The following is a 24,393-nucleotide window of genomic DNA, read 5'->3' on the forward strand; positions in this document are numbered from 1 at the left end:
GTTAGGGTGACCATTGAACGACGCAAGCTTACGTAGACTCCAGCAACTGCTTATTAAGTATGAGTCTGGCAAAACATACCATCTGTCTATCGACGAACTGGAAATAGCGTTATCTACTTCAAGAAGAAATACTTCTAATATTTTGAGAAGCCTGTCTGACATAGGTTGGATCAGTTGGCTTCCTTCTAAAGGGAGAGGAAAGCTTAGCCAGTTTAAGATCATGCATAATTTACAAGGGGCACTTGAGCACATCTTTAGCAAAGAACTTGAACAAGGGCGTTTTTCTAATATTTCTCGTTTGATGGATCTGTATGGACACCTTGCGGTCAAAGCTTTGGCTGAAGCAACGGTAACACAAGCGAGTGTTAACGAGCGTTGTGATAGTTTGCTGATCACTGAATATCCATGGGTCGATACATTAGAACCTGCTAAGACGTATCGAATTGCGGAAATGCAGGTCATTCGTAGCGTCTATAGTACCTTGTTGACGCAAGACGAATCAGGCCGTATTCAAGCGGGGTTAGCACATAGCTGGAAAGTGGAAGGACGCTTTATTCATTTATGGTTGCGGCAAGATATTATTTGCCACGATGGTGAAGTGTTAGAGGCCACTGATGTTTCGGAGTGTCTACATCGGCTTAAAGTAACGGATGGACCGGTTAAGTACCTTTTTGAACAGGTGATCGGCATACGCGTTCTCGGCGCAGGGCAAGTAACGATTGAGCTCCAGCAACCTAATCCCTTGTTTTTGCATGTTTTGTGTGTGGTTCATGCTTCAATCTATCGCCTAAAATCTACGTATTTCTCAAGTGGTCTTAGTACGTATATAGGAAGTGGGCCTTTCTATCTGAAGGATTGGGACCGAGAGCGCTTGGTGTTGAAACGGCATCGTAATTACTATGCGCAATCTGCCTTGCTGGATAAGATCACCTTGTCTTCTTCTTCAGAGCTGAGTGACTTTAGCCTCAGTTTCAATAAGGATGGAGATTGTGAGGAAAGTACGATTAATGCTTTGTCTTACCTTGCTATCAATTTAAGGCCTGACGCAGAGGTCAGCCGAAACAACCTTCATCGGCTTGTTGAGTACTTGCGTCGCTGTCGCGCTAATCTGGACTCAGAAACGGTTGTTAATGATGTCAGTTTTACCCCTTGTTTGGAGCGTATTTCTGATGACGCGCCACCGCGTTTAAACGGGCACTTGGTACTGACCATGCCTCGACTGACCATTCCATATCTCAAAAAGATCGCTAAATGGCTAAATAGCACAATTCTAGAAACCGGACTGACCCTTGAAATTCTCGAGTTAGAGGATATTAGCAATCCAAGCTCAGTCAGTGACTATGCCGATATTCTCTTTATCGAAGAAGTCATAGAGCAGCCTGAAGAGTTTGGATTGTATGATTGGCTTCTTGCCAGCTCCGGCCTGAAATTCATTTATGATCAAACAGAAATGAATACTCATTATGAACAAGTGAAGTATGCAATGAGTGATATTTTGTACTCTTATTCATTACGTAAAATTGAGCTGGGCCTGTATGACAAGAACCTGCTGCTGCCTCTTTTCCATGGCAAAGAAAAAGTTTCGCGTAGTCTTGAAGTGCATGGCGTTGAAACAAGTAAGTCAGGGTTGAGTGAGTTCTATAAGCTTTGGATTGATAAGGAAAAACAATAAGTTAATCTTATTTTCTGATAGTGGATGGCTAATAAAACATGCATTATTTCTACCTGACCCTTTCATGTTTTATGCCTATTAAAGCCTATACCATCAGCACGTGTTACCAATGATTACACATTAGGATGCATTGCTTTGTGCAGTGTAGTTTTACTCATAGGAAATATGTGTCAGGGCCTATTATCATGACTTCCAAAATTATAGCTATCGCGACGGTGTCTACACTTTTGACTGCTTGCGGTGGAGGTGGTAACGGAGGAGAAACCTCGTCAGCCACATCGCCATCTTCTCTTCAATCTAAATCAATTCAAGGTGTTGCTATTGATGGCTACATTTCAGGTGCAACTGCATTTCTTGATCTGAATTACAACGGTGAACTGGATAGCGGTGAACCAAAAAGTATTACCGATGCCAATGGTCGATATGAGCTTTCTCTATCAGGAGAGAATGCGGATTGTATTGATTATGCGCCAATCGTGGTTGATGTACCTGTTGGCGCCATTGATGCTGACAACCCAAACACTCCGATCGAAGAAGCATATCAGCTGTTCTTTCCTCCAGTAAAGATGACGACTTCAGGTTCTGAAGTTAAGTCAACGACTCCATTGACTTCCATGCTTTGGAATGTGATGAAGCTAAACCTAGATATAGATGATAATGCTATGGGTAGTTGTGCAGACCTAAAACTTGCGATTCAGTTGCAAGGCATTACAGACAATAGTATCCAGGAATTAGAAAACGATGTAGCGAACCGGAACAACGTTAGTGTAGATCAGCTGTATAGTGACTTCATAAAAGAGGATGACAATGAAGTAAAAGCGCTTACACAGAAACTAATGCCAGTAATCAAGGCCTCTTATCGTGAATCAAAAATGTTAAAACAACAGAATCCGAAAGCCGAAGAAGCTTACGTTAGTTACATTGTCCGCAGTGATGAGGATACCAATGACGATCAGAACGACCAATGGTATAAAGTTCAAGTGACAAAGAGTGGCTCAAAGGTAGAAAGAAGAACATTTGACGTAACGAGCGAGCTTGTTGACCCTCAATTGATTGAGCATGTTGTGACATATACAGCCGAGAATAGTGATCTGTCCTATACAAGAGAGTACAGCCTGCGTAGAGAAACCGAGGGTAATCAAGAGTCTATAGAAAATCTTCCCTTTAATTGTTCAATTAAACAAACCATTGAGGAAACTCATAAGCTCTATGCAAATTCATGGCTTTATTATGTCGTAACTAATCAATCTGCTACTAAACAAGAATCCGAGATGGACGTTTGTCTCAATTATGATGTTGGTAGGGATGATTATGAGCAAACGGTAGAAGTGATGGCGGTTGATAATAGTCAGAATCAAGGGACAGTCATTATTGGACATCGTTTTCATTATGACCAATATAAGGCCAATGCTGCATGGGTAGATGTGGATCCTACGTTGAACAACGTCAATGGAAACTTGCTGGAAAGTTTTGTTCATATAGATCCCGATTTTCGTGAGAACGAGGGTTACGGTTCATTATTCTGGGTGAGATCGAAAGCAGAGTTTAGTTCGAATGAGTCGTCACAAGTTATAACAATCAAGTACTCAGATGATGTTTGGTTTAAGGAAACTGATTACGATGATGGCAGTACAGTCTATGAGTGTTCTGAAAGTGAATTTGGTGAATGGAATGTATGTGGATATCAGCGTGCTTTTGCCAATAAATATAAGGTTCTTAACGATGATAGACTTCCGGTGCTTAAGGCTTTAGCAACGTATTCACAATAATGAGCCACTGAAAATAGTGGGTTAAGTGAGAAGGTCGGCCATTCGAATGAAAAAACATGCACTATTTTGTCCCATTTCTTACGTGTTTTTCTAAATCTACAGCTGTTAGCATTCGCACTGCGTTAACCACTGCTATAACGCCACGCGCCATTACACTCTAATGGCGCGTTTTTGCCTTTCATTATTCATCGGGGATTTTGCAATGAACCTTAAACTTATTGCTGTTGTATCCATCTCTGCAGGCCTAGTCGCATGCGGGGGAGGCGGCGACGGTGGTTCACCTAGCTCTAGTACTTCATCTCAAACACGAAGCCTTCAAGGTGTGGCCATAGATGGATACATCTCTGGCGCGACGGCTTTTCTTGATATCAATTACAACGGTCAGTTAGACTCTGGTGAGCCTAGTGCTGTAACTAATTCAGAGGGTAGCTATCGCTTATCCTTGTCTGGTAGCAACTCTGATTGTATTGATTACGCGCCTATTGTTGTAAATGTGCCTGTCGGTGCGATTGATGCGGATCATCCTAATACGCCGATCAGTGAGCCATACCAGCTTGTTTTTCCTCCAGCAATGACACTCAGTTCAGAGCATGAGATAAAATCTACCACACCTTTAACGACAGTATTGTGGAATCAAATTCAGGAAGACCTAAATGAAAGTGGTATCACCAGTTGTACTGGGTTGAGGTCTGCTGTAAATACGCAAGAGAAAGTGATCCAAAATGTTAAGGAGCACGATCATCGTATTGCGGCACGTTATAACATCGCAGTAGATAAGATTTACGGTGATTTCATTAAGGAACAAAATAAAGAGCTGTATGAATTAGCTCAGAAGATGATGCCCGCAATTAGGAAGTCATACAGTGATACTAAGGCACTTCAGCAGGTAAATCCTGGCGCTCATCAAGCCTATGTAGACTACTATTGGAAATACTGGGACAAAGATACACAGCAAAAAATAGACAAGTGGTATAAGGTCAAAACAGTTTTAACTGACACTAAGCTAGTACACACGGAATACGAAGTCTCAGAAGACTTACAGACCGAAGTATTACTGACTCGTCATACAGAGCGAAACACGAAAAAGAAAGCAGGGTTTGACTACACTAAGAATGCATCATTATGGATTAATGAAGATAACGCCAGCTACAGCTGTGATATCACCGAGTCAATTGAGCAACTTGTTCAACCCAACTCTCTGAAAACTTATCGTGTGAGTAATAGCTCAAGTACGCAAGAACTGGATTGGGATAGCTGCAAAAACAATAATGTGGGAAGCAATTTCACCCAATATTTAGAAGTGATAGTCGTTAATAATTATCGTGATGGTATGTTACGCGCCCAGCATACTTTTAGTTATTATCCCGATCCTAAATATCCAGAATGGGTAAACGTTGAGCAGAAGATCGATAGTTTTAGCCGTAGCACTTTGGATCAACTAAGTTATATATCCTCAGATTTCAACGACGACTCAGATTACGGGGCCCACACGTGGGTGAGGTCTAAGCACTCCCAAGTGGCAGTGACACCGTTTAAATTCAACGGTATTGCAATTTCAAGAAACGCCATCGGTAATTGGTGGAAGAATACCTATTACTATAATGGTACCTCTTCATTGGAGTGTTCTCCAGATAAAGGAAAGACTTGGTCAAAATGTAAGTGATGTGTTTTGTTAGATTAAGCCCCTGATTGGGGCTTTTTCTTTATCTGGAATCATTTAGTGGGTGTTTGTAGTAAACCAAAGAGAAAATGTTTAGTAGACTGTCCGCCTAATTATAAAGCTTAGAAGGAAATAGGAATGAGTCAGCAGAAAGTCGCGTTTATTGGTCTAGGTGTGATGGGGTACCCTATGGCGGGTTACTTAAGTAAAGCCGGATATTCCACCAAAGTGTTTAACCGCACTAAAACCAAAGCAGACAAATGGGCTGAGGAATACCAAGGTATTGCGTGTGAGACGCCTAAACAAGCGGCTCAGGATTGCGATGTCGTGTTCATTTGTGTGGGCAATGATGATGACGTGCGCAGTGTTGTTTACGGTGAAGATGGCGTACTGGCTGGGTTGAAAGCAGGTGCTGTGCTGGTCGACCATACTACAACCTCAGCAGAGCTTGCGGTTGAACTGGCGGCTGCAGCAAAAGAAAACGGTAATCAGTTTATTGATGCGCCAGTTTCTGGTGGTCAAGCGGGCGCGGAAAACGGCGTGTTGACCATTATGTGTGGTGGTGATCAAGCAGTGTTCGAGCAAATCTCACCAGTGATGGATGTGTACGCTAAACAAATGACGCTATTGGGGGAAAATGGTCAGGGTCAACGCTGTAAAATGGTCAACCAAATCTGTATTGGTGGCATTCTGCAAGGGCTTAGTGAAGCGTTACTACTCGCTCAAAAATCTGGTTTGGATGTTGAGCAAGTGGTCGAGACCTTGAAGCATGGTGCGGCAGGCTCATGGCAAATGGAAAATCGCGCCGTGACAATGTCACAAGATAAATTCGATTTTGGCTTTGCCATTGACTGGATGCGCAAAGACCTAGGTTTCTGCCTAAAGGAAGCGGAACGAGTTGGGCTTGATTTACCTTTAACCAAGAAGATTGATGAGCAATATGCTCAGCTACAACAAGATGGCTATGGCCGTATGGATACTTCTGTTCTGATGAAAGCGGTGGCGAAAAACAATAAGCGCTAAATAAAACAATACGCCGATGCGTGCAGGTAGCGATCGGCGTATGGATTTCAGTTCTGATTTAAGCGGGTTGCTCAGCATCAGTAGAAGATAAATAGCTCTTTGGTATCAAACAACTTAAAGAATTCGAATCCTTTCATAGCCAACTTCCTCACTTGTAACATCGAAGGTTAATGGATTAGTGAAGCTTTTATGCGCTTCGTTTCTTAACTACGGTTACCTCTTTAAATTTAGTGCAACTTGTCGTTATTTGCCAAATTGTTGATGAGTTAGTCACTTGCAAGGTCTGGCTTGTTGATACCCCACGACCTATTGTCGGCCGTGGGCTGACAAGCTAACTTACTGTTTTAAATCGAATCGGTCAGCGTTCATTACTTTGGTCCAAGCTGCGACAAAGTCGCGAACAAATTTCTCCTTGTTATCGTCTTGAGCGTAAACCTCTGCATAAGCGCGTAGGATTGAGTTGGAACCAAACACAAGGTCGACTCGGGTTGCTGTCCATTTTTCGTCACCGCTGCTGCGTTCGACAATAGAGTAGGAGTTACGCCCTGTTGGTTTCCATGTGTATCGCATGTCCGTCAGATTGACAAAAAAGTCGTTTGTCAGTGCTCCGACATTGTCTGTGAATACACCGTGCTGAGTACCCGAGTGGTTAGTTCCCAAGACACGCATACCACCAATGAGGACCGTCATCTCTGGTGCGGTTAAGCCCAATAGTTGAGCATGGTCGAGCATCAATTCCTCAGGGCTGACCGCATAATGCTGCTTCTGCCAGTTTCTGAATCCGTCTGCAACAGGCTCTAGCACATCAAATGAATCGATATCTGTTTGTTCAGCACTCGCATCGCCACGTCCCGGAGCAAAGGGAACGGATATGTTGACTCCAGCAGCTTGCGCTGCTTGCTCGATACCAACGTTGCCTGCAAGGACTATGGTATCGGCGATACTAGCACCTGATTCAGAGGCTATACCTTCTAGTATCGAAAGTACTTTAGCGAGCTTTTTAGGTTCGTTACCTGGCCACTGATTTTGTGGTGCAAGACGAATGCGTGCGCCGTTGGCACCGCCACGTTTATCTGAGTTGCGGTAGGTACGAGCACTGTCCCAGGCGGTTGAGACCATATCACTGATGCTTAATCCACTTGAAGCGATTTTGGCCTTGACTGCTTCAACATCGAAGTTGCTGTGACCTACAGGTACAGGATCTTGCCAAGTTAGCTCTTCAGCTGGAACATCTGGGCCGAAGTAGCGGGACTTTGGCCCCATATCGCGGTGAGTCAGCTTAAACCACGCACGAGCGAAGGTGTCGGAGAAGTAAGCAGGATCGTTGTAGAAGCGCTCTGAGATCTTGCGGTATTCAGGATCAATCTTCAGCGCCATATCGGCATCCGTCATGATTGGGTTGTGACGAATACTTGAATCTTCGACATCGACAGGTTTATCTTCTTCTTTGATGTTGTCAGGTTCCCACTGCCATGCACCTGCTGGGCTTTTTTGCAAAGACCAGTCATAGCTGAACAGAAGATGGAAGAAGCCGTTATCCCATTGAGTTGGATGGGTTGTCCATGCACCTTCCAACCCACTGGTCACTGTGTCACGGCCAATACCGCGAGAGGTGTGGTTATTCCAACCAAGACCTTGTTCATCTAGCTCTGCACGCTCAGGTTCAGCGCCGAGTTTAGCAGCGTCACCGTTACCGTGGGCCTTACCAACTGTGTGGCCGCCAGCGGTCAATGCGACGGTTTCTTCGTCATTCATTCCCATACGTTCAAAAGTGACACGCATGTCTTGAGCCGTTTTCAGTGGGTCTGGTTTACCATCGACACCTTCAGGGTTGACGTAGATGAGGCCCATCATGACGGCGGCAAGTGGGTTTTCTAAGTCACGCTCACCTGAATAGCGACTGTTTTCACCACCGCTTTCTGCTAGCCATTCTGTTTCTGCACCCCAGTAGATGTCTTTTTCTGGATGCCAGATGTCTTCACGACCGAATGCAAAGCCGAAGGTTTTAAGACCCATAGATTCATAAGCCATATTGCCAGCAAGGATCATCAGATCAGCCCAACTGATTTTATTGCCATATTTCTGTTTAATAGGCCAAAGCAAGCGACGAGCCTTATCTAAGTTAGCATTATCAGGCCAAGAGTTCAGAGGTGCAAAACGTTGGTTACCGGTATCAGCACCACCGCGACCATCGCCTGTACGATAAGAGCCTGCAGAGTGCCACGCCATGCGGATCATTAAACCACCATAATGACCCCAATCTGCTGGCCACCAGTCCTGACTATCAGTCATCAGTGCTTTAACATCATCTTTTAGTGCTTCAACGTCGAGCTTTTTAAGTTCTTCACGATAGTTAAAGTCTAGGCCCATTGGATTCGATTTCTGGTCATGCTGATGCAAGATGTCGAGGTTGAGGGCGTTTGGCCACCAAGCTACGTTGGATGAACCTGAAGAGGTTGCACCGCCATGCATAACAGGGCATTGACCGTTTGTACTCACGTTTTTATGATCCATGTTTGCTCCTTGAGTGTCGCTTATTCTCAGTTACTGCTTTGGCTGTTGTTTCAGCAGTAATCGAATTATTGGGTATTTTCTTAAAGACAAAGACGTTTCCCCATTGTCAAAGCGCCTGAGTGAATGCCCATCATTGGACTGTTGTTTAGATGTCAGGATAGTTGGTGAGAGAGCTTTTATAAAATTGTTTATGGCTATGCTATCGATAGATATTCTCTATCAGGTGCATATTGAAATGTACAGGTAAGGCAATGAGGAATATGAAAGCGAGTAATAACAAGGGCTGCCCTAGAGCAAGCAGCCCATTATAGAAAAGTTAACCGAATTTAACTTCTAGCTGTTCGGCTTTATTCCAGCTGTCGTGAGTTTTGATCTGAGAAGCGTAGCGAATAATATTGGGGTAGCGTTCCAGTAGCCCAAACTTGGTGAGAATATCGACAATGAAGGACATCATTATATCGGCTCCAGTCAACTTATCTGCAACCAGATAACGCTTATTCTCCAAGCGTTGGTCAACGTAACTCATAACCTTGTGCAGCTCGATCTCCGCATAATCAGGCAGGAAATTCATCTGAGCGCCATCCTTCGCGATGAACGTCTTTAACAGTAATGGCAGTGCCGCAGAGCTTTCTGCAAAATGCAACCATTGTAAATAATCTAGGTGTTCACTTGAGCCTTTAGGCGGTGCGAGCCTGTCTGCAGCGTATTTGTCGATCAGGTACTCAGTAATGGCTCCAGACTCTGTAATGACATGCCCGTCTTCTTCAATCACCGGAGATTTACCAAGTGGATGAATAGCCTTTAGCTCTGGCGGGGCGAGAAAAGTCACGCTATCGCGATGATAAGGTACGACTTCATAGTTAACTCCCAGTTCTTCCAACAGCCAAATAATGCGTTTAGAGCGTGATTGATTGAGATGATGTAATTTAATCATGTTGGTCTCCGGTTACAGTGGGTTGTTGGTTTTTACCACCAGCTTGCCAAAGTTCTTGCCTTCTAGCAGGCCGATAAAGGCTTGTGGTGCTTTGTCAAAGCCTTCGATTAGATGTTCGCGATAGTGGATTTTTCCTTCTGCTAGCCAATGGCTCATGTCAGTGGCGAACTCTTCATAACGATGAGCGTAGTCATCAAAAATGATAAAGCCCTGCATTTTGATACGCTTGATAAGAAGTTGTGACATGAGTAGGGACATTCGGTCAGGCCCCTCAGGCAGTGCCGTCGCATTGTATTGAGAAATCAGACCGCAAAGTGGGATTCGAGCACTGGTATTGAGTAGTGGCATGACGGCGTCGAAGACTTTACCACCGACGTTTTCAAAGTAGATGTCGATGCCTTGGTCACAGACTTTGGCTAATTGCTCGGCAAAATCATCTGCCTTGTGGTCGATACATTCGTCGAAGCCTAATTGTTGTTTGGCATATCGGCATTTTTCTTCACCACCAGCTACACCAATCACACGGCAACCTTTCAGTTTGCCGATTTGACCAACCATCGAACCGACAGCACCTGTCGCTGCGGCAACCACCAAAGTCTCACCTGATTTAGGCTGGCCAATATCCAGTAAGCCCATATATGCGGTAAAGCCTGGCATGCCCATCACGCCGAGCGCATAGGAGGGGTGAGTTGGGTTCATGCCCATTTTAATTAGCCCTTCACCGTCTGAAATCGCGTAATCTTGCCAGCCAGCGAAAGCCAGTACCCATTCCCCAACTGAATAATCAGGATGGTTTGAGGCTTCAACTTGGCACACTGTGCCACCGACCATCACGTCATCAATCGCAACAGGGTCGGCATAGGATTTGGCATCACTCATACGCCCACGCATGTATGGGTCGAGAGACAGGTACACACTTCGTAGTAGTAGCTCACCTTGAGCAGGAACGGGCTTTTGGGTTTCTTCTAAACGGAAGTTTTCAGCAGTTGGTGCTCCTTTAGGGCGTGAAGCAAGTACGATGCGTCGGTTTACGTTGTTAGTCATTGCGTTTCCTATTATTAGACCAGTCGTCTAGTTGTAATTTCAAAAAATTCCCGTTGGTTTAGCCAAACGGGAATAGGTAACTTAAGCGCTAAGTAGAGACTGAGTGGTCTCTAAGCTACGTTCAAGATGTGATTGATCCTGAACCAGCTTGTTGAGAAGGCTTGCGCCAAGCCATTGCTGGTAAAGCTGAGCCGCAACCAAATGTGCATCCACAGTTTGAATAGATTGATCTTTAATACCAGACTCTATGCAGCTCGCGATGGAGGCAATGACTTCTCCTGCGCCATTCGCTAGCTTGATACGCATAGGCTCAGACAGATCAGAAACTTCGGCACTGAGCTTGACCACAAGGCATCGATTGGCATTACAGACACCATTTTCTACGTCTAACCAGCGCGAGAAGTACCCCATTAAACGTTGGTTGCCAGTACCTTCATCAGCATTAAAAATCGCATTGATGCGAGCTAGGTAGCTTCTGAAATAATCTTCAATAAGTGCTTCACCAAATTGCTCTTTGGATTTGAAATAGTGATAGAAGGATCCTTTCGGTACATCTGCGGTCTTAAGCAACTCAGATAAACCCACTGCTGTGAAACCTTTGTTTACTACTAATTCGTAACCCACATTGAGAATATGTTGGCGAGTGTCGTTTGTTTTTTCGTTCATGGAGCGAACTATAGATTAAATTAGACCAGTCGTCTAGTGTTGTGGGTTGGGCATAAATGCGAGTCGTTCAACTGACTCTAATCAAAGAGTGGGTTGAACGACTCGCACGCTAAGTGGCTAAAGTTTCAGTGGTAAGACATCCGGGCTGTCTGAATGAGGATCCTTGTTTTGTTGCTTTAGGTAGGATTTTGACTGAGTATGTACGGCCTGGCTTCGGCCATTATTTTTGGCTTGATACAAAGCGGTATCTGCGGCTTTAATGAGCTCAGTAGTCGAAGTGTTAAGCTCAGGGAAAGTCGTCACCCCAATGGAAACACCGAGCTGCCCTAATGATAATCCTTTCATGTCTAAATGCAGATCTCTAACGGAGTCGACAATGTGGTTGGCGAGCTCCATTGACTCATCTACTGAGCTACTTGGGCAGATCACCGCCAGTTCTTCACCGCCAAGGCGGCAGGCGACGTGTTCGTCGCCTATTTCTCGTTTCAATAGATTGCCCACTTCTTTTAATACGTAATCCCCTGCATCATGGCCGAAGTTGTCGTTAAAGCGTTTGAAATGATCTAAATCCAACATCAGAAGTGATATAGGGCTGTTGTCTTGTGCGGCTTTTGCCCACTCTTTCTCAAAGATCTCTTCAAAATAACGGCGATTGAATAGGCCCGTTAAAGGATCCCGCATCGCTTGTGAACGAAGCTTCTCTTGTAGGCTTAAGTTCGCCAGTGCCAAACCAAGGTGCTCTGCGATGGTAAACGAAAGCTGCTTGATGTCTTCAGATATCTCTCCAGTATGGTCATCAAAATACAAGTGAAACATGCCCACTGTGTTCCCATGAGCGGTAAGAGGGATACAAAGAGTGAGCCCATAAGTCGAGGCTTGGTTCATGTGGTTGCATGAAAGGTTATGATGCTTCTCTTTCGATAAATGATATTTCCCTTTTCGCAGTGCCCAGCAGTCGTTAGGGGCGTATAGCTTACTTGCGGGCCATTCGCCTCCCCAGTCGAGTTTGACTTCCAACTGGTTGCGAGAGTCGCGCATGATGGAGACACAGCCATTCACGTTACCTAATACTCTGGGAATGATGTCTGCCACCACAATTTGTGCCTCTTTCACTGTATTGCAGGCCGCTAGCATGTTGGCTAATTGGTGGAGCAGTTCAATTTCCTGAGTGCTTTTCTGAATACGATATTCCTGCTGATCCCTTTCCGCTTGAACCATCCGGAATAATTTACGATGGCTGAACCAAGTTGAAATAACAAGAATTAATACCGAACACGCCATTAAGACGTGTTCGATAAGCTTCAAATCAGCCGACATGGCGTAGACTGAAGTCATCGGCATCGCGAGACGAAGAATATATGTTGAGTCGTGAGCATGGCCGTCTTCAGGGAGTTCAAGCTTTTTAGCCACATAAAGTAATTCTTGGTTTAAGGATTGGCTAAACCGTTTGGATATGCCTATTTCACCAGATAAGGCGGAAACAAACTCTTGTCGGCGACTGTGATCGTCAAGCCGAGCTATCTCTCTGTTATTCAATTGGGAGTCGCCCAGTACCACCCCTGAACTGTGTATGATGGTGAATCGTTGTTCAAAGCTAGATTGTGAAAGTGTGTCAAGGAAGCTATCAATTTCAGGCTGACTCATATCATAGAGATCAAGGTTTTTTTCTTGAATTTGATGTGAGACGTCATCAATGATGTTTGACATGTAGGTACTGACAATATTTGTGACCCAATTGTCTAGTGTTTTATCGTAATAGTAGCCACCAACAAGTAAAGAAAGGGTCAGTGCCACAACTGGGAAGTATTGAAAGCGATTAAGAGAAGATCGAATCATAAGGTCCCCATACTAACGGCTATAAAGATGGATTTTTACGTAAAAAATCAAACGATACTCAACAGAGAGATTACTATTAACAATAAGTAACTGTAGAAGCTCTCTGACTATATGCAATTGTGTTATTGCTCTGTGATTTTATAAAACTTTTCCATTTAGTCATTGATTTATATAAAGGATTCAGGATGAAAGGGTTACGCTTAGGGATAATGATGCTTGCTCTAGCAGCACTGAAACCTTGTGTTGCGAAGTCAATTGATTTAGTGACGCTTGAGTATCCACCTTATATAGAAATGCAAGGACAGCAAGTCTCAGGCGTTGCTGTAGAGCTCGTAAGATATGTATTTCATCAGTTAGAAACGCCAGTGAACATCACTGTGCTACCTTGGGCGAGAGCATTGACTTTGGTTAAACGCGGCCGTGCTGACGGTATCTTTACTGCATTCAAAAATCCCGAGCGGGAAAAATTTGCAGATTTTTCGGAAAATGTGCTCTTCGTTCAAAATATCAGCCTCATGGCTCTCAAAGGAAGTGACTACAAACCTAAAGAAGTTTTAGCGGGGGATGTATCCAAAATTGCTCTTTGTGTCGTCAATGGCGTGAGTTATGGCAAACGTATGGATGAAAAGATTGCGAAGGGAGGCTTTCGGCTTATTTTCCAAAGAAACAGCACGGAAGAGTGCGCTCATCTCGTCCGGACGAAACGCGCAGATATATGGGTAAATAATGAGTTCGGTGCGCGTAGTATTCTTGTTCGTGAAGGTTTAGATAATGATATTGAGATCTTATCGCCTCCTATTGAAGCGACACCCAGCTATATTGCCTTTTCCAAAGGTCGCAACCACGGCGAATTACTGAAGCGTTTTGATCAAGTCTTATTCAATATGAAGCAAGACGGACGCTACGAAGCACTCATTTACGACTATTTCGAAAATATGAGAGTAAAGTAAGTTGGTCTTTTTGTTTAGCTGGTAGAGTCGGATAACGCCCGGTGATGCCGGGCGAGTGCTGCACTGCTTATGCATTCACCAGTTCATAAGTGATCAAAAACAGATCGTCTGTACTTGGGTAGATCTCACGAATCAGTTGTTTAAGCTTGGGCAGTTCAATCGCTTCTTGCTCTGCATGAAATTCGTTAATGTCATTGAACTCAAGCGGCTCGACAGCAAGGATTTTTATCTCGCACACCTTTTCATCTTTCTCCAAAGTGAACACTTCAACCTGAGTGCCTGGCACATAGTGAGACTCCGATTCGTCACGAATGGTAATCGTCTTTTTACCAGAAGTAATCAGCGGAGTTAGAAACTCAAAGAAAGTAATTTTAGTTGGTGCGTTCATTGGGCATCCTTGTCTTGACGCTTGTGCTTAGGTACGTAATTTAGAATAGAAATAGGCACGGGTTTACGAGGCTCAAATCCTTCTACTTCTCGGCGTTCAATCAAGTGACCAAGGCGGCTTTCTATCATGCACAAATTTTTGAAGTTGTCTTTGGAAACAAAAGATATCGCTTCCCCTTTCGCATCTGCACGGCCAGTACGACCAATGCGATGTACATACTCATCCGCTGGGAAGGGCAGGTCATAGTTAATGACTCGAGTTAGACCTTCAATATCAATACCACGTGCGCCCACTCCAGTCGCTATCATGTATTGGATTTTTCCAGCCTTAAAGTCTTCTAGTAGCTTTGAACGCACGGCTTGGCTGCGGCCACTGTGAAAGGCTTCAGCTTCAATACCACGCTTTTCTAACTGCTGAGCGAGTTTGGCGGCGCCATGTTTCGTTTCGATAAAGATCAATGCTTGATCCCAGTTGTTTTCTTTAATCAAGTGGCTCAAAAGCTCGGACTTCTTATCTTTATCAACTGTAATTAACCATTGCTCTATGTTCTCTTTGGATGCTTGGTTAGCGGCAATCGAGATTTCATATGGGTTATGGACAGCTGTTTTCGCTAGGTCGCGAACTTTATTCGAGAGAGTGGCAGAAAACAGCAGATGCTGAATATCTGTCGGCAGGCGATCAAGGATCTTGTTGATATCATCAATGAAGCCCATATCAAGCATTCGGTCAGCTTCATCTAACACCAACATTTCTACTTCTTCAAAATGCACTGCGCGTTTACCGTACATGTCAATCAGTCGGCCGGGTGTTGCAACCAGAATATCAACGCCTTCAATCAGAGCTTGTTTTTGGCTTTGCTCATCTACACCACCGTACATTGCTAATGATTTCAGAGCAAGATGTTGTCCGTAGTCACGAACCTTCTCTTCCACCTGAACGGCCAGTTCACGAGTCGGAGTCAAAATCAGGCCACGAATACGCTTCTTACGTTGAGTCTCACCTTGGCTGAGTTTTTCCAGCATGGGCAGTACAAAACTGGCGGTTTTACCTGTACCTGTTTGCGCGGCTGCAATGAGATCGTCACCGCGTAAAATCACAGGAATCGCTTTGGTCTGAATCGACGTTGGTTTGTCGTAACCCAGTTGTTGGATAGCGTGAATAATTGGTTGGCTTAAGCCGAGCTTAGAGAATGGCATCTATACACTCTGAATTTGAATAGTGAAGCAGGGAAATCCTGTGTTTGGCGCGAGTTTAGCATGATTACGCCAATCACGGGATCTCTCCCGACCTTAATTCTTAACCCGAACTATTAAAGATTTAGGCAGTAACAATCTCTGTTACGATTTCTGTTTTCACTGAGTTGGCGATGAAACAGTGTTGGTGGGCAAGATGATGCATCTTCTCTAACTGGGCATAATCAGGTTGCTTGCTACCAGAAAATATGATGTTAGGTCTGAGGGTTACTTTTGTCACCGAGGTTCGACCTTTGTCATCTTCTTCCATAATGCCTATGGCTTCATCAACATAAGAGTCGATGACGTAACGGCGCTTAGCGGCAATCCCCAGAAAAGTCAGCATGTGACAGCTTGAAATAGCGGCAATAAATGCTTCTTCTGGGTCAACGTTTTCCTCGATAGCATAAGGTAATGGAACCACATGAGGGGAAGCCGAAGCAGGGACACTCACGCCGCCGTCAAATTGCCACTGGTGTCCACGACTGTATTGGTTATCGCTGAACGTTTCATGTTCAGCTCGCTGCCAGCGAATGGTGGCGCTGTAATCTGACATGCATTCCTCCGTGAATATGATGCAATGTAATTGAAGTCAACCACCGTAGAGTATCTCATCACAGGGTAGTGACCTAGACGGAAGATGCATAATCTTGATGAGCATATCTGATTGTATTTCTTGCAGCACAAGTTGGCACGAAAGCACGGCTTTTGTTAAATCGGATAATGACCATTCTTCACACATTCCAATGACTTGTTAGGCTGTAAAGTGAGTCTAGCCCTATACTGTGGTGCGTGAGGGATGAATAACAAGGAATCCAAACTAATGAAATGTGCTGCCACTCTGATACTAGTTGCGAGTTTAACTATGACTGCTCGTGTTTGCGTAGCCAGCTCTGCAGATAGGGTGTTAACCAATGCGAGTATTTACGGTTACCCCTCAGCAGACTCGATTGCTATCGCCAATGGGAAAATTCTCTATGTCGGCTCACAAGTAGACATGAATAGTTTACAGAGCTCAGCGACTGACACCATAGATTTGGACGGCGGCTTTGTTGTACCAGGATTTATCGACAACCATAACCATGTGTTTGAGGCGGCTTCAGAAGCGGGAGGTCAGTGTGAGCTGGGCATGGATGCAGGCCTTGAAGCGCAAATTTCTTACCTCAAAGTGTGTCGTAAAGATGCTCGTCGAGGCGAGTGGGTCATGGGCTATGGTTTTTCTATAGAAGCTTTGCTGGCAGAAGAGAATAAACGTACACCACTAGAGGTGATTGATTCGGTTTTCCCAGATCAACCTGTGATTATTATGGAGCAAACATCCCACTCGATGTGGGTCAATTCCGTCGCCTTGAGCATCGCAGGAATCAATAAGCATTCACCAGAGCCACAGGGAGGTAAGATCCTGAAAGATGAAGGCACAGGTGAGCTCAATGGCATCCTGCTTGATAACGCCGGTGATATTGTGATGGAAATAGCTTGGAACAGCCTTGAAGAGCAGTTTGATCAAAGCTATGAAGGTATGATGGCAGGCTTGGATGAGGCCCGAAGACATGGAATCACCACCATAGGTGATGGGCGACTTTACTGGAAACGTGGCTGGTACGAAGTATGGAAGGAAGCCGAAAAGCGGGGTGACCTGACGGCACGTATTTCCCTGAGGCCTTGGATTTACCCGACGGACTCAATGCAGTCGCAACTCGCTTTTTTATCCAAGGTACTGACCACAGACAAATCTCGGCTTCTACTGGTGGATCAGGTTAAAATGTACAGTGATGGCATTCTGGTTAATGGATCAGCCAAGACGCTTGATCCTTATCTGGATACTTATATTCCTGACGAGCCCTACGGCATAAACTACATTCCACCCCAGGTGATGGCTGACTGGCTTAAAGCACTGGATAAGATTGGCTATGGTGCTCACATTCACGCGATTGGTGATGGTGCGATTCGAGAATCACTGAATGCTATTCAAACCATTCGTCAGCAAGGCAGCAACAAAAATTACACCTTGACCCATGTCGAGTTGGTGAACTCGAAAGACATTGAACGTTTTTCTGAGCTGGATGTAACTGCTGATTTCCAAGTGGGTTCTAATTATGTGGCGTATCACGATCATCAGTGGGCGGAGGCATTTCTTGGCGCTAAGAGAGCCCGTGCATTGATGAACTTGAAAGCCATTTTCGATACAGGTGCTAACGTCTCCTTAAGCAGTGACTGGAATGTGCATGATATCAACCCGCTTGTAGGGATTGGCAATAGCCTTATCATGGGAAAAACAGGCCTGCCCAGTGTTGAAGATGCCCTAGACGCTTATACCATCAATGCAGCAGTGAGCTTAGGTATTGATGATGTGACAGGGTCAATTGAAGTGGGGAAGGCCGCAGATTTTGCCATTTTGTCGCGCGATATTACCAAATTATCTGCGGAGAAAATCAAACAGACCGATATTTGGATGACGATGCTAAACGGTCAAATCGTCTACAGTATTGATGAATAAACCACCATGCCGTGCTGGAAAGAGCACGCGTTTTAGTATGAAGGAGTAGAGTGTTGAAATCCCCGATATTTTTGGCCGAAGTAGCTGTTAAACAAGCATTAATTTTAATGTTTGCTGTGCCTATGTTGTTTGAGATGACGTTTGAAGCAATGCAAGACATGGATAAAAGCAATCAAGCTTCCATTTTGGCGGTAGTGGGGTTGTTGATGGCAGCGGCTATTGTGGGGGTATTCGAAGCCACATATCAGAAAACCAATATCCAGCAGAAAGCGCATCGTTTTCTTGCTCATATAACTAAAGCATTGCTTTTCATCGGTATTTCGGAGTTGATGATGTTAGCTGTAACGGCAATTGGTACTACGGAAAACATATACGATGATCCATTACTTTGGGCCTTGGTACCCATTTATCTAGCTTTATACCTCTATGATTGGTGGGACGCATTAGTCTCTGACTAGTGAAGACGTTCAGGTTATCTGTCCAAGTGAAAGCTGGCATTGAAGCCAGCTTTCACTTGGGATAGAGGACCTTAATCAATAGAAAATTGGGTGACAACAGCGCCATGATCTGATGGGTGCATCTCGCTGTGACCATCATCTAGGAGGCAGTAACTTTCTTTAGCGTTCAAGCCCTCTCCCTTATACAGAATAAAATCGATCCTTCCTGCGCCTGAATTCCCTTTGAAGAAAGGCGTCCAAGTAATGCATTTCTTATTCAGTACATCTGGGTTAATTTGGCGATAACTGTCAACGTAGTTGTGACTATCCGCGACTCTCAAGGTCGGCAAGTCGATATTACCGCGACCAAAGATATTGGTTTCTTCAGTGGTATCGACATAGGACAAGGTATTAAAGTCACCACCAATAATGACAGGAATAGTCGGTTCAGAGTCAGCTTCTATTTGGGTCAGAATATTGTTGAGTGGCTGTGCTCTGGCTGCATCGTCTTTGGAGATGAGCTCTTCGTTTGTATATGAAGGATCTGGGAGTAAATTGACGATGTCATCACTTGATGTTAGCCAGATAGAATAAGTGTCTACTTGTTTACCATTACCCATATCAATTCGCACGCCACAAATGTGACTAGTACAATCGCCTAACTCTTTCTCTATCGGGTAGCGACTGAAAATGGCCAGATTACCATCTGAAGCGGATGTTCGATATTCAAAGCCTAGACGGTTAGCCAGTGCCTCCTGATAGCCATAGGCTTCTTGCATAAAAATAACATCGGCACCTGAGTGGATGATTTGCTCATAAACATATTCTTGGCTACGCAGAGGATCTGGCGCAGAGCCGGCATGCCATATGTTGTATGCCATAGTTGTGAGCTCATCTGGATTCTGATGCGCAGCTTCCGTGGTGAATTGCCAGATGTCTCCGGTGATTGTGCTGGAAGAAGACTCAACGTCAACACGCCAGAAGTACTGGGTATCTGGTAACAAACCACTCGTCTGGATTTCTTTGTCAGTTGTTGTCTTTTGATAAAGCACATTTGAGAAGTCTGAACGATCAGAAATCAACACAGTATAGGTCATGTCTTGCTCGGCTTTAAACTCGTCAGGATGTGACCACTGCAGGCGAGTATCTGTCGTGTTTACTCCAGTCGTTCCCGTTGACGGAACGGGGTTGTTAGTCGGTAATGTGTGTCTTTCGCCTAAATCATAGTGATAGAGTGCGTTGATATATCGTGCCCCCATACTTTGCGAATACACGCGGATGTTATCCATCGCCATATTAGCAGAAGGTATGTCTTCCAAGTGACTGTCATAGCCCGGGCTCGCTCCGAAAGCGAGATGCATCGATGCGAGTGAAATTGGTGCACCTGTTGCGACGCGGTTCCCATTGAGGTAAAGGTGGGTTGAGTTTTGATTACTCGCCATCGTGATATGAACCCACTCCCCACGAGGCACTTTAACGCCGGAAAGAAGTTGGGTGGGGAGTTGGATATCTGGAATTTGCGTGCCTTCGTATTTGCGCCATAACTCTAATGTGTCGTTTTGAGTATTCAGTAACAAAACCGGCTCTCGACTTCTTGCTTCGCCATGAGAACCGTTCATTAGAGATAAGACTTCTTGTTCCGGCTGGTCTTCTTCGAGTTTGAACCAAAAGCTGACGGTTCTATGTTCTGATGCTCTCAAATCGGAAAAGCGAAGGCTGTTGAGCTCTGTAAATGACTTAGCCAATGAACCATCGAAGGAAGTGACACTTGGTAGAGATCCTAGTTCCTCAATATTAACAGGGTATTTTTTCCCCACATTTTGAGGGTCTACTTTCGAGCCGGTGGGTGGGTTATCGAAATCCATACCAATCGTCAGATTGAAGTTGGTTGCTCGTGGGGGAATGTCGAGATCACGAGTTTCTTGTTCAACAATAACGTCTTCATCACAGCCAACAAGGACACCCATGAGTGATAGGGCAACCAAAGATCGTTTATTGAACAGTGAAGTCAAAGGGGTAGGTAATTGCATAGCCTTGTATCCTCAGTAAAAGATGAACCTGAGAATAGGTGCAGAGTGTTAACGTTTTACTTAATTAGTAATAACCAAAAGTAACGACGCTAAATAGATTTTTTATTGGGTGGTTTAATGAATGATTTTTGTAAATTTATCTATAATTCAAATGTTTATGATTTATGTTTTTTGAAGTGAAGGAAGCGGGTACATGGATACATTGGAGTTTATGTGGAAAGAGAAATGGACCCAAGGTAAAAGCTGGCCAAATGCACACACCTTGATTCAGTGTTTCAACACATGTTTGCTGGTTGCAGTGCCTGCTGTGTTGTTCAAATCAGACAGGTGATTCACAAGCGATTGAACATGCTGAGCAAAAAGGGAGTTATCAACACTGTATTAATCAAGAACTAAAACAGATGATAGCTTTACGCCAAAATCACCCAGAGTTAGGGAATGCCAAAACAGAAATTCTAGAAACTTATCGTTCGCAACTTTTTGCTTACTGCCGTACTAACGCAAAGGGTGAGCAACTTCTCGCTCTGTGTAATTTTGGTGAAATGGAGCAAACAATCCCTGCATCAATATGCGATATTTTGGGCACTCGACAGACGAAGGATCTGCTTTCTGGCAAGTATTTCCTCGGCGATGAGATTGTTTTATCAGCCTACGATGTGCTGTGGTTAAAGGTAAATACGTAATGAGAAGTGAAAAAGAAAAAATGCTCGCTGGTGAGCCCTATGATGCATGGGACAAGCAACTTTATGGTGAGCGTATTGAATGTCGCAAAGTGTTGCAAAAGCTCAATAATAGCATTCCTGATACGGCTGAATGGCGAGACGCAATAGACACCCTAATTCCTGGCTCTGAAGGTGCCTTTTTAGAACCACCATTTCGCTGTGATTATGGCTCCAATATTAAGTTGGGTAAAAACTTCTACGCCAACTTTAACTGTGTTGTGCTAGACGTTGCAGAAGTTCGTATCGGTGACAACGTATTGTTTGCACCGAATGTACAAATCTATACCGCTGGTCACCCATTAGATGTTAAAGGTCGAGTGGAAGAGGGGGTGGAGTTTGGCACGCCTATTACCATTGGCGACAATGTATGGCTGGGTGGCGGTGTTATCGTCTGTCCGGGCGTATCCATTGGTGAGAACAGTGTGATCGGTGCAGGCAGTGTGGTGACGAAAGATATTCCACCTAACGTCGTTGCGGCAGGAAACCCTTGCAAAGTAATAAAACCAATTGAGCAATAAAAATAAGTAATATTAATATTGCTTGTCTATATTTAAACGGCTGGGTAAATATAGGAGGTAGTATGAAAAGGATATTTATTTCATTGGGTTTGCTGCTAAGCTCTGTTGCTTACCTGCCACACGCCAATGCTTCCCTAGATGGCATCTATAAGGGGTGTGGCTTGGGGCACTGGATTGCCAATGGCTATGCAAATGGCTGGTTGGCTGTCACTACTAACGTGACATGGGACTTAGGTACTACGGCATCGATCTCTTACTATTCCACCCCAGCCTCTTGTTCGGGGCCATTTTATGCTGCCGCTCAATTTATCGACAGAACCTACCCAGAACTGGAACGAGAAACGGTACAGGGGGAAGGTGAACATATGATGGCGATGTTGAACATTCTTGGGTGCAGACAAACAGAGCAACAACTGGTACGTCAAGGCGTACGGAGTGATTTCGCAAAAGTATTGGCCAAGGATAACTATGCTGAAATGCCCCATCACGAAAAGGCTGATAGTTATTACCGTATAGTGGCAAAACATGCTTCACAACAGTGCTCGGCATCTTAAACCACATTAACAAACGGGTGGTGCGTTATGGCGTATCACACGTTTTGTGTCTGTTGTTCTTTGCAGGGGCGATGTATCCTTGGCCAGCCTCTGGCTCTGTTTCACTTAGTGAAACACAGATGAATCAGTGGACCAAACTGCTGCATTTTAAAAATGGCAGCAGTACCATTTCCAGCCCTGATTTCTTCCTTTCCGAAAATGGTCGTTTTGATGCGGAAGTTGAACTGACCGCTACTGTGAACGCGTTTACCAGAACATCGGATATGGTTCATTGCCGCTACCCTGCGCGCTATATCTGGTTTAAAGACAACTTCGGCTCTGATTTTGGACTGTCTTTGCAAGATTGTGACGATTATCAGCAATGGATTCAACATAGTAAAACTGAGTCGGTCAGTGTGGTTTATGTCACGGGCTATCTTGGAAATCCGGCCTCATTTTTTGGTCACCTGATGATGAAATTCAACCGGCAGGGTGACAGTAAAAAAGATATTGAACTGCTGGATACCGGTATTAACTTTGGGGCGGATGCCCACCCTGATGACAATCCGGTTAAGTATGTGTTGTATGGTATATTCGGTGGCTACAGTGCTAGTTACACGACAGCCACATACTATCTTCATACTGCAAGCTATGCTGAGAATGAGCAGCGGGAGTTATGGGAATATGAACTTAGCCTAACCAGGCAAGAAGTTGCGCTGGTACAGGCGCACCTGTTTGAGCTGCAGGAGGTTGATTTCAGCTATTACTTCCTGAGCGACAACTGCTCCACTGCGTTTAAAGATATTTTGAATATCGTACTGGAACAGCCTCTCAATACAGGATCTCAGCCATGGGATATGCCCATTGATATATTCCATGCTCTTCCAAATGTTATGCATCATGGGCAACCTTTGGTCAAAGCGGTTAGCCAGCGTCAGTCTAAGTACAGCCGTATTCAAAATAAGTACCTTGCCCTTAGTGATAAAGAAAAGCAGCAAACAATTACGATCGCTAAAGATCTTTCAGAGCTGACCCCCTTTATGCAGTCCGATGATTTTTCTGATTATGAAAAAGCTAAAGTCCTAGATGTTTTAACTGAGTACACAGAACTGTTATTGGTCACAGAGGATGAGTCTGAGCGCAACTACAAGGAGCAAAAGCGTCAGTTGCTCCTGACAAGGCTACAGTTAGACAGCTTTAGTGTCGATTGGCCGGAGAGTAAAGCCAAACCGCCCCATTTAGCTCAGTTACCTATTAATCTTGGTCTAGGGACAGGCTATAGCGACAACTATGGTGGATATCTCAGCTTACGGGGTTTTGCTGCTTATTATGATTTTCTGTCAATCGATGTTGCTCGATTAAAAGATTCAGCTCTTACTGTTTTGGATACTGAGCTTCATATAACCGATGATAAGGTGCGCCTTAAAAAACTGGATTTCCTCAATGTTGCTTCACTCAATACCAATGATGTGAATTTGTTTGAAAATGATCGCTTAGCATGGCAATTGGCTCTTTCACTTGAGCAGAGTGAGTGCCATGATGATGAATGCTACCGCCCGTATTTTAAAGGCTATTTAGGCTTGGCTGAACGTCGGTTTAATCGCCTTTCAGCCTACACTATGTTCGGTGGACAGGTCGATTTCGTTGACTTCGATGACTCAGAACTTCAGCTTCCAGCAGGCGTGCTTTATCGCTGGTCCGATAGCTGGAAAACACACCTGAGAGTGGTCCCTTCTCTGGGTTTGAATGGTAATGGCTGGGACTTTGCCTTGTATGGTGACACACGCTTTAGCATCAGTAATAAATCAGACATTCGTGTACGCTTCGAGAAAAGCTACGACAAGCTGGTAGGGATTTACTTCAACCGATACTTTTAAAGGGCCATAGTCTGTGGAGCATAATACACGGCCAAGATTAAATATAACTCGATACTCTTTCCAACAGCCTACTACCAATGCAAATGGTGCT

20 protein-coding genes are annotated in these 24,393 nt (G+C 44.5%); 11 read left to right on the top strand and 9 right to left on the bottom strand.

The window, feature by feature from the left end; all coding sequences use genetic code 11:
* Positions 1 to 13: 13 nt before the first annotated feature.
* The 4 genes from L1D31_RS05520 to L1D31_RS05535 all read left to right on the top strand — a co-directional run bounded on the left by L1D31_RS05520 (position 14) and on the right by L1D31_RS05535 (position 6,124).
* A complete protein-coding gene (locus tag L1D31_RS05520) occupies positions 14 to 1,672 on the top strand; it encodes an ABC transporter substrate-binding protein (protein WP_239836051.1) in 1,659 nt (552 codons plus the stop codon).
* A gap of 185 nt (positions 1,673 to 1,857) precedes the next feature.
* On the top strand, positions 1,858 to 3,441 hold the full coding sequence (locus tag L1D31_RS05525; protein WP_239836052.1) for a hypothetical protein: 1,584 nt from the start codon (positions 1,858 to 1,860) through the stop codon (positions 3,439 to 3,441).
* A 202-nt stretch (positions 3,442 to 3,643) separates the two neighbouring features.
* Entirely contained in the window at positions 3,644 to 5,104 is a 1,461-nt protein-coding gene (locus L1D31_RS05530; RefSeq protein ID WP_239836053.1) for a hypothetical protein, read from the top strand.
* 135 nt (positions 5,105 to 5,239) lie between these two features.
* A complete protein-coding gene (locus L1D31_RS05535; protein WP_239836054.1) occupies positions 5,240 to 6,124 on the top strand; it encodes an NAD(P)-dependent oxidoreductase in 885 nt (294 codons plus the stop codon).
* Between the two features lie 336 nt (positions 6,125 to 6,460).
* On the opposite strand, the gene katG is transcribed toward L1D31_RS05535, so the two are convergent.
* The 5 genes from katG to L1D31_RS05560 all read right to left on the bottom strand — a co-directional run bounded on the left by katG (position 6,461) and on the right by L1D31_RS05560 (position 13,118).
* Positions 6,461 to 8,638: a catalase/peroxidase HPI gene (gene katG / locus L1D31_RS05540; protein ID WP_239836055.1), complete on the bottom strand. Its 2,178-nt coding sequence runs from the start codon at positions 8,636 to 8,638 to the stop codon at positions 6,461 to 6,463.
* A gap of 316 nt (positions 8,639 to 8,954) precedes the next feature.
* Complete coding sequence (locus L1D31_RS05545) at positions 8,955 to 9,572, bottom strand: glutathione S-transferase (protein ID WP_239836056.1); 618 nt, start codon at positions 9,570 to 9,572, stop codon at positions 8,955 to 8,957.
* A 12-nt stretch (positions 9,573 to 9,584) separates the two neighbouring features.
* On the bottom strand, positions 9,585 to 10,616 hold the full coding sequence (locus tag L1D31_RS05550) for an NADP-dependent oxidoreductase (RefSeq protein WP_239836057.1): 1,032 nt from the start codon (positions 10,614 to 10,616) through the stop codon (positions 9,585 to 9,587).
* Positions 10,617 to 10,697: 81 nt separating this feature from the next.
* Entirely contained in the window at positions 10,698 to 11,282 is a 585-nt protein-coding gene (locus L1D31_RS05555; RefSeq protein ID WP_239836058.1) for a TetR/AcrR family transcriptional regulator, read from the bottom strand.
* 117 nt (positions 11,283 to 11,399) lie between these two features.
* Positions 11,400 to 13,118, bottom strand: a complete 1,719-nt coding sequence (locus L1D31_RS05560; RefSeq protein ID WP_239836059.1) for a diguanylate cyclase — start codon at positions 13,116 to 13,118, stop codon at positions 11,400 to 11,402.
* Between the two features lie 185 nt (positions 13,119 to 13,303).
* Here L1D31_RS05560 and L1D31_RS05565 point away from each other — a divergent pair, with 185 nt between their 5' ends.
* Positions 13,304 to 14,068 (top strand): transporter substrate-binding domain-containing protein, encoded by a 765-nt coding sequence (locus tag L1D31_RS05565; RefSeq protein ID WP_239836060.1) that lies wholly within the window; start codon positions 13,304 to 13,306, stop codon positions 14,066 to 14,068.
* Positions 14,069 to 14,135: 67 nt separating this feature from the next.
* Here the strand turns inward: L1D31_RS05565 and yqfB are convergent, their stop codons facing one another.
* The 3 genes from yqfB to L1D31_RS05580 all read right to left on the bottom strand — a co-directional run bounded on the left by yqfB (position 14,136) and on the right by L1D31_RS05580 (position 16,244).
* On the bottom strand, positions 14,136 to 14,456 hold the full coding sequence (yqfB, locus tag L1D31_RS05570; RefSeq protein ID WP_239836061.1) for a N(4)-acetylcytidine aminohydrolase: 321 nt from the start codon (positions 14,454 to 14,456) through the stop codon (positions 14,136 to 14,138).
* Positions 14,453 to 15,652: a DEAD/DEAH box helicase gene (locus L1D31_RS05575; RefSeq protein ID WP_239836062.1), complete on the bottom strand. Its 1,200-nt coding sequence runs from the start codon at positions 15,650 to 15,652 to the stop codon at positions 14,453 to 14,455. The genes yqfB and L1D31_RS05575 overlap by 4 nt, the downstream gene beginning before the upstream one ends.
* A gap of 121 nt (positions 15,653 to 15,773) precedes the next feature.
* Entirely contained in the window at positions 15,774 to 16,244 is a 471-nt protein-coding gene (locus L1D31_RS05580) for an OsmC family protein (RefSeq protein ID WP_239836063.1), read from the bottom strand.
* Between the two features lie 267 nt (positions 16,245 to 16,511).
* Here L1D31_RS05580 and L1D31_RS05585 point away from each other — a divergent pair, with 267 nt between their 5' ends.
* Together L1D31_RS05585 and L1D31_RS05590 are read left to right on the top strand one after the other, a co-directional pair.
* Positions 16,512 to 18,185: an amidohydrolase gene (locus L1D31_RS05585; RefSeq protein ID WP_239836064.1), complete on the top strand. Its 1,674-nt coding sequence runs from the start codon at positions 16,512 to 16,514 to the stop codon at positions 18,183 to 18,185.
* A gap of 53 nt (positions 18,186 to 18,238) precedes the next feature.
* Positions 18,239 to 18,643 carry a hypothetical protein gene (locus L1D31_RS05590; protein ID WP_239836065.1) on the top strand — a complete coding sequence of 135 codons (405 nt, stop codon included), beginning with the start codon at positions 18,239 to 18,241 and terminating at the stop codon, positions 18,641 to 18,643.
* A 71-nt stretch (positions 18,644 to 18,714) separates the two neighbouring features.
* Here the strand turns inward: L1D31_RS05590 and L1D31_RS05595 are convergent, their stop codons facing one another.
* Positions 18,715 to 20,652: an endonuclease/exonuclease/phosphatase family protein gene (locus tag L1D31_RS05595; protein WP_239836066.1), complete on the bottom strand. Its 1,938-nt coding sequence runs from the start codon at positions 20,650 to 20,652 to the stop codon at positions 18,715 to 18,717.
* A gap of 401 nt (positions 20,653 to 21,053) precedes the next feature.
* Between L1D31_RS05595 and L1D31_RS05600 the strand changes: the two genes are divergently transcribed.
* The 4 genes from L1D31_RS05600 to L1D31_RS05615 all read left to right on the top strand — a co-directional run bounded on the left by L1D31_RS05600 (position 21,054) and on the right by L1D31_RS05615 (position 24,302).
* A complete protein-coding gene (locus L1D31_RS05600) occupies positions 21,054 to 21,335 on the top strand; it encodes a DUF3459 domain-containing protein (protein ID WP_239836067.1) in 282 nt (93 codons plus the stop codon).
* Complete coding sequence (locus tag L1D31_RS05605) at positions 21,335 to 21,892, top strand: sugar O-acetyltransferase (protein WP_239836068.1); 558 nt, start codon at positions 21,335 to 21,337, stop codon at positions 21,890 to 21,892. Before L1D31_RS05600 ends, L1D31_RS05605 begins: the two co-directional genes overlap by 1 nt.
* 62 nt (positions 21,893 to 21,954) lie before the next feature.
* Complete coding sequence (locus L1D31_RS05610; protein ID WP_239836069.1) at positions 21,955 to 22,446, top strand: DUF3015 family protein; 492 nt, start codon at positions 21,955 to 21,957, stop codon at positions 22,444 to 22,446.
* A 119-nt stretch (positions 22,447 to 22,565) separates the two neighbouring features.
* Positions 22,566 to 24,302 carry a DUF4105 domain-containing protein gene (locus L1D31_RS05615; RefSeq protein ID WP_239836070.1) on the top strand — a complete coding sequence of 579 codons (1,737 nt, stop codon included), beginning with the start codon at positions 22,566 to 22,568 and terminating at the stop codon, positions 24,300 to 24,302.
* Positions 24,303 to 24,393: the final 91 nt, after the last annotated feature.

Origin of the sequence: Vibrio sp. Isolate23, from assembly GCF_022398095.1 — a bacterium.
Classification (GTDB): Bacteria; Pseudomonadota; Gammaproteobacteria; order Enterobacterales; family Vibrionaceae; genus Vibrio; species Vibrio coralliilyticus_A.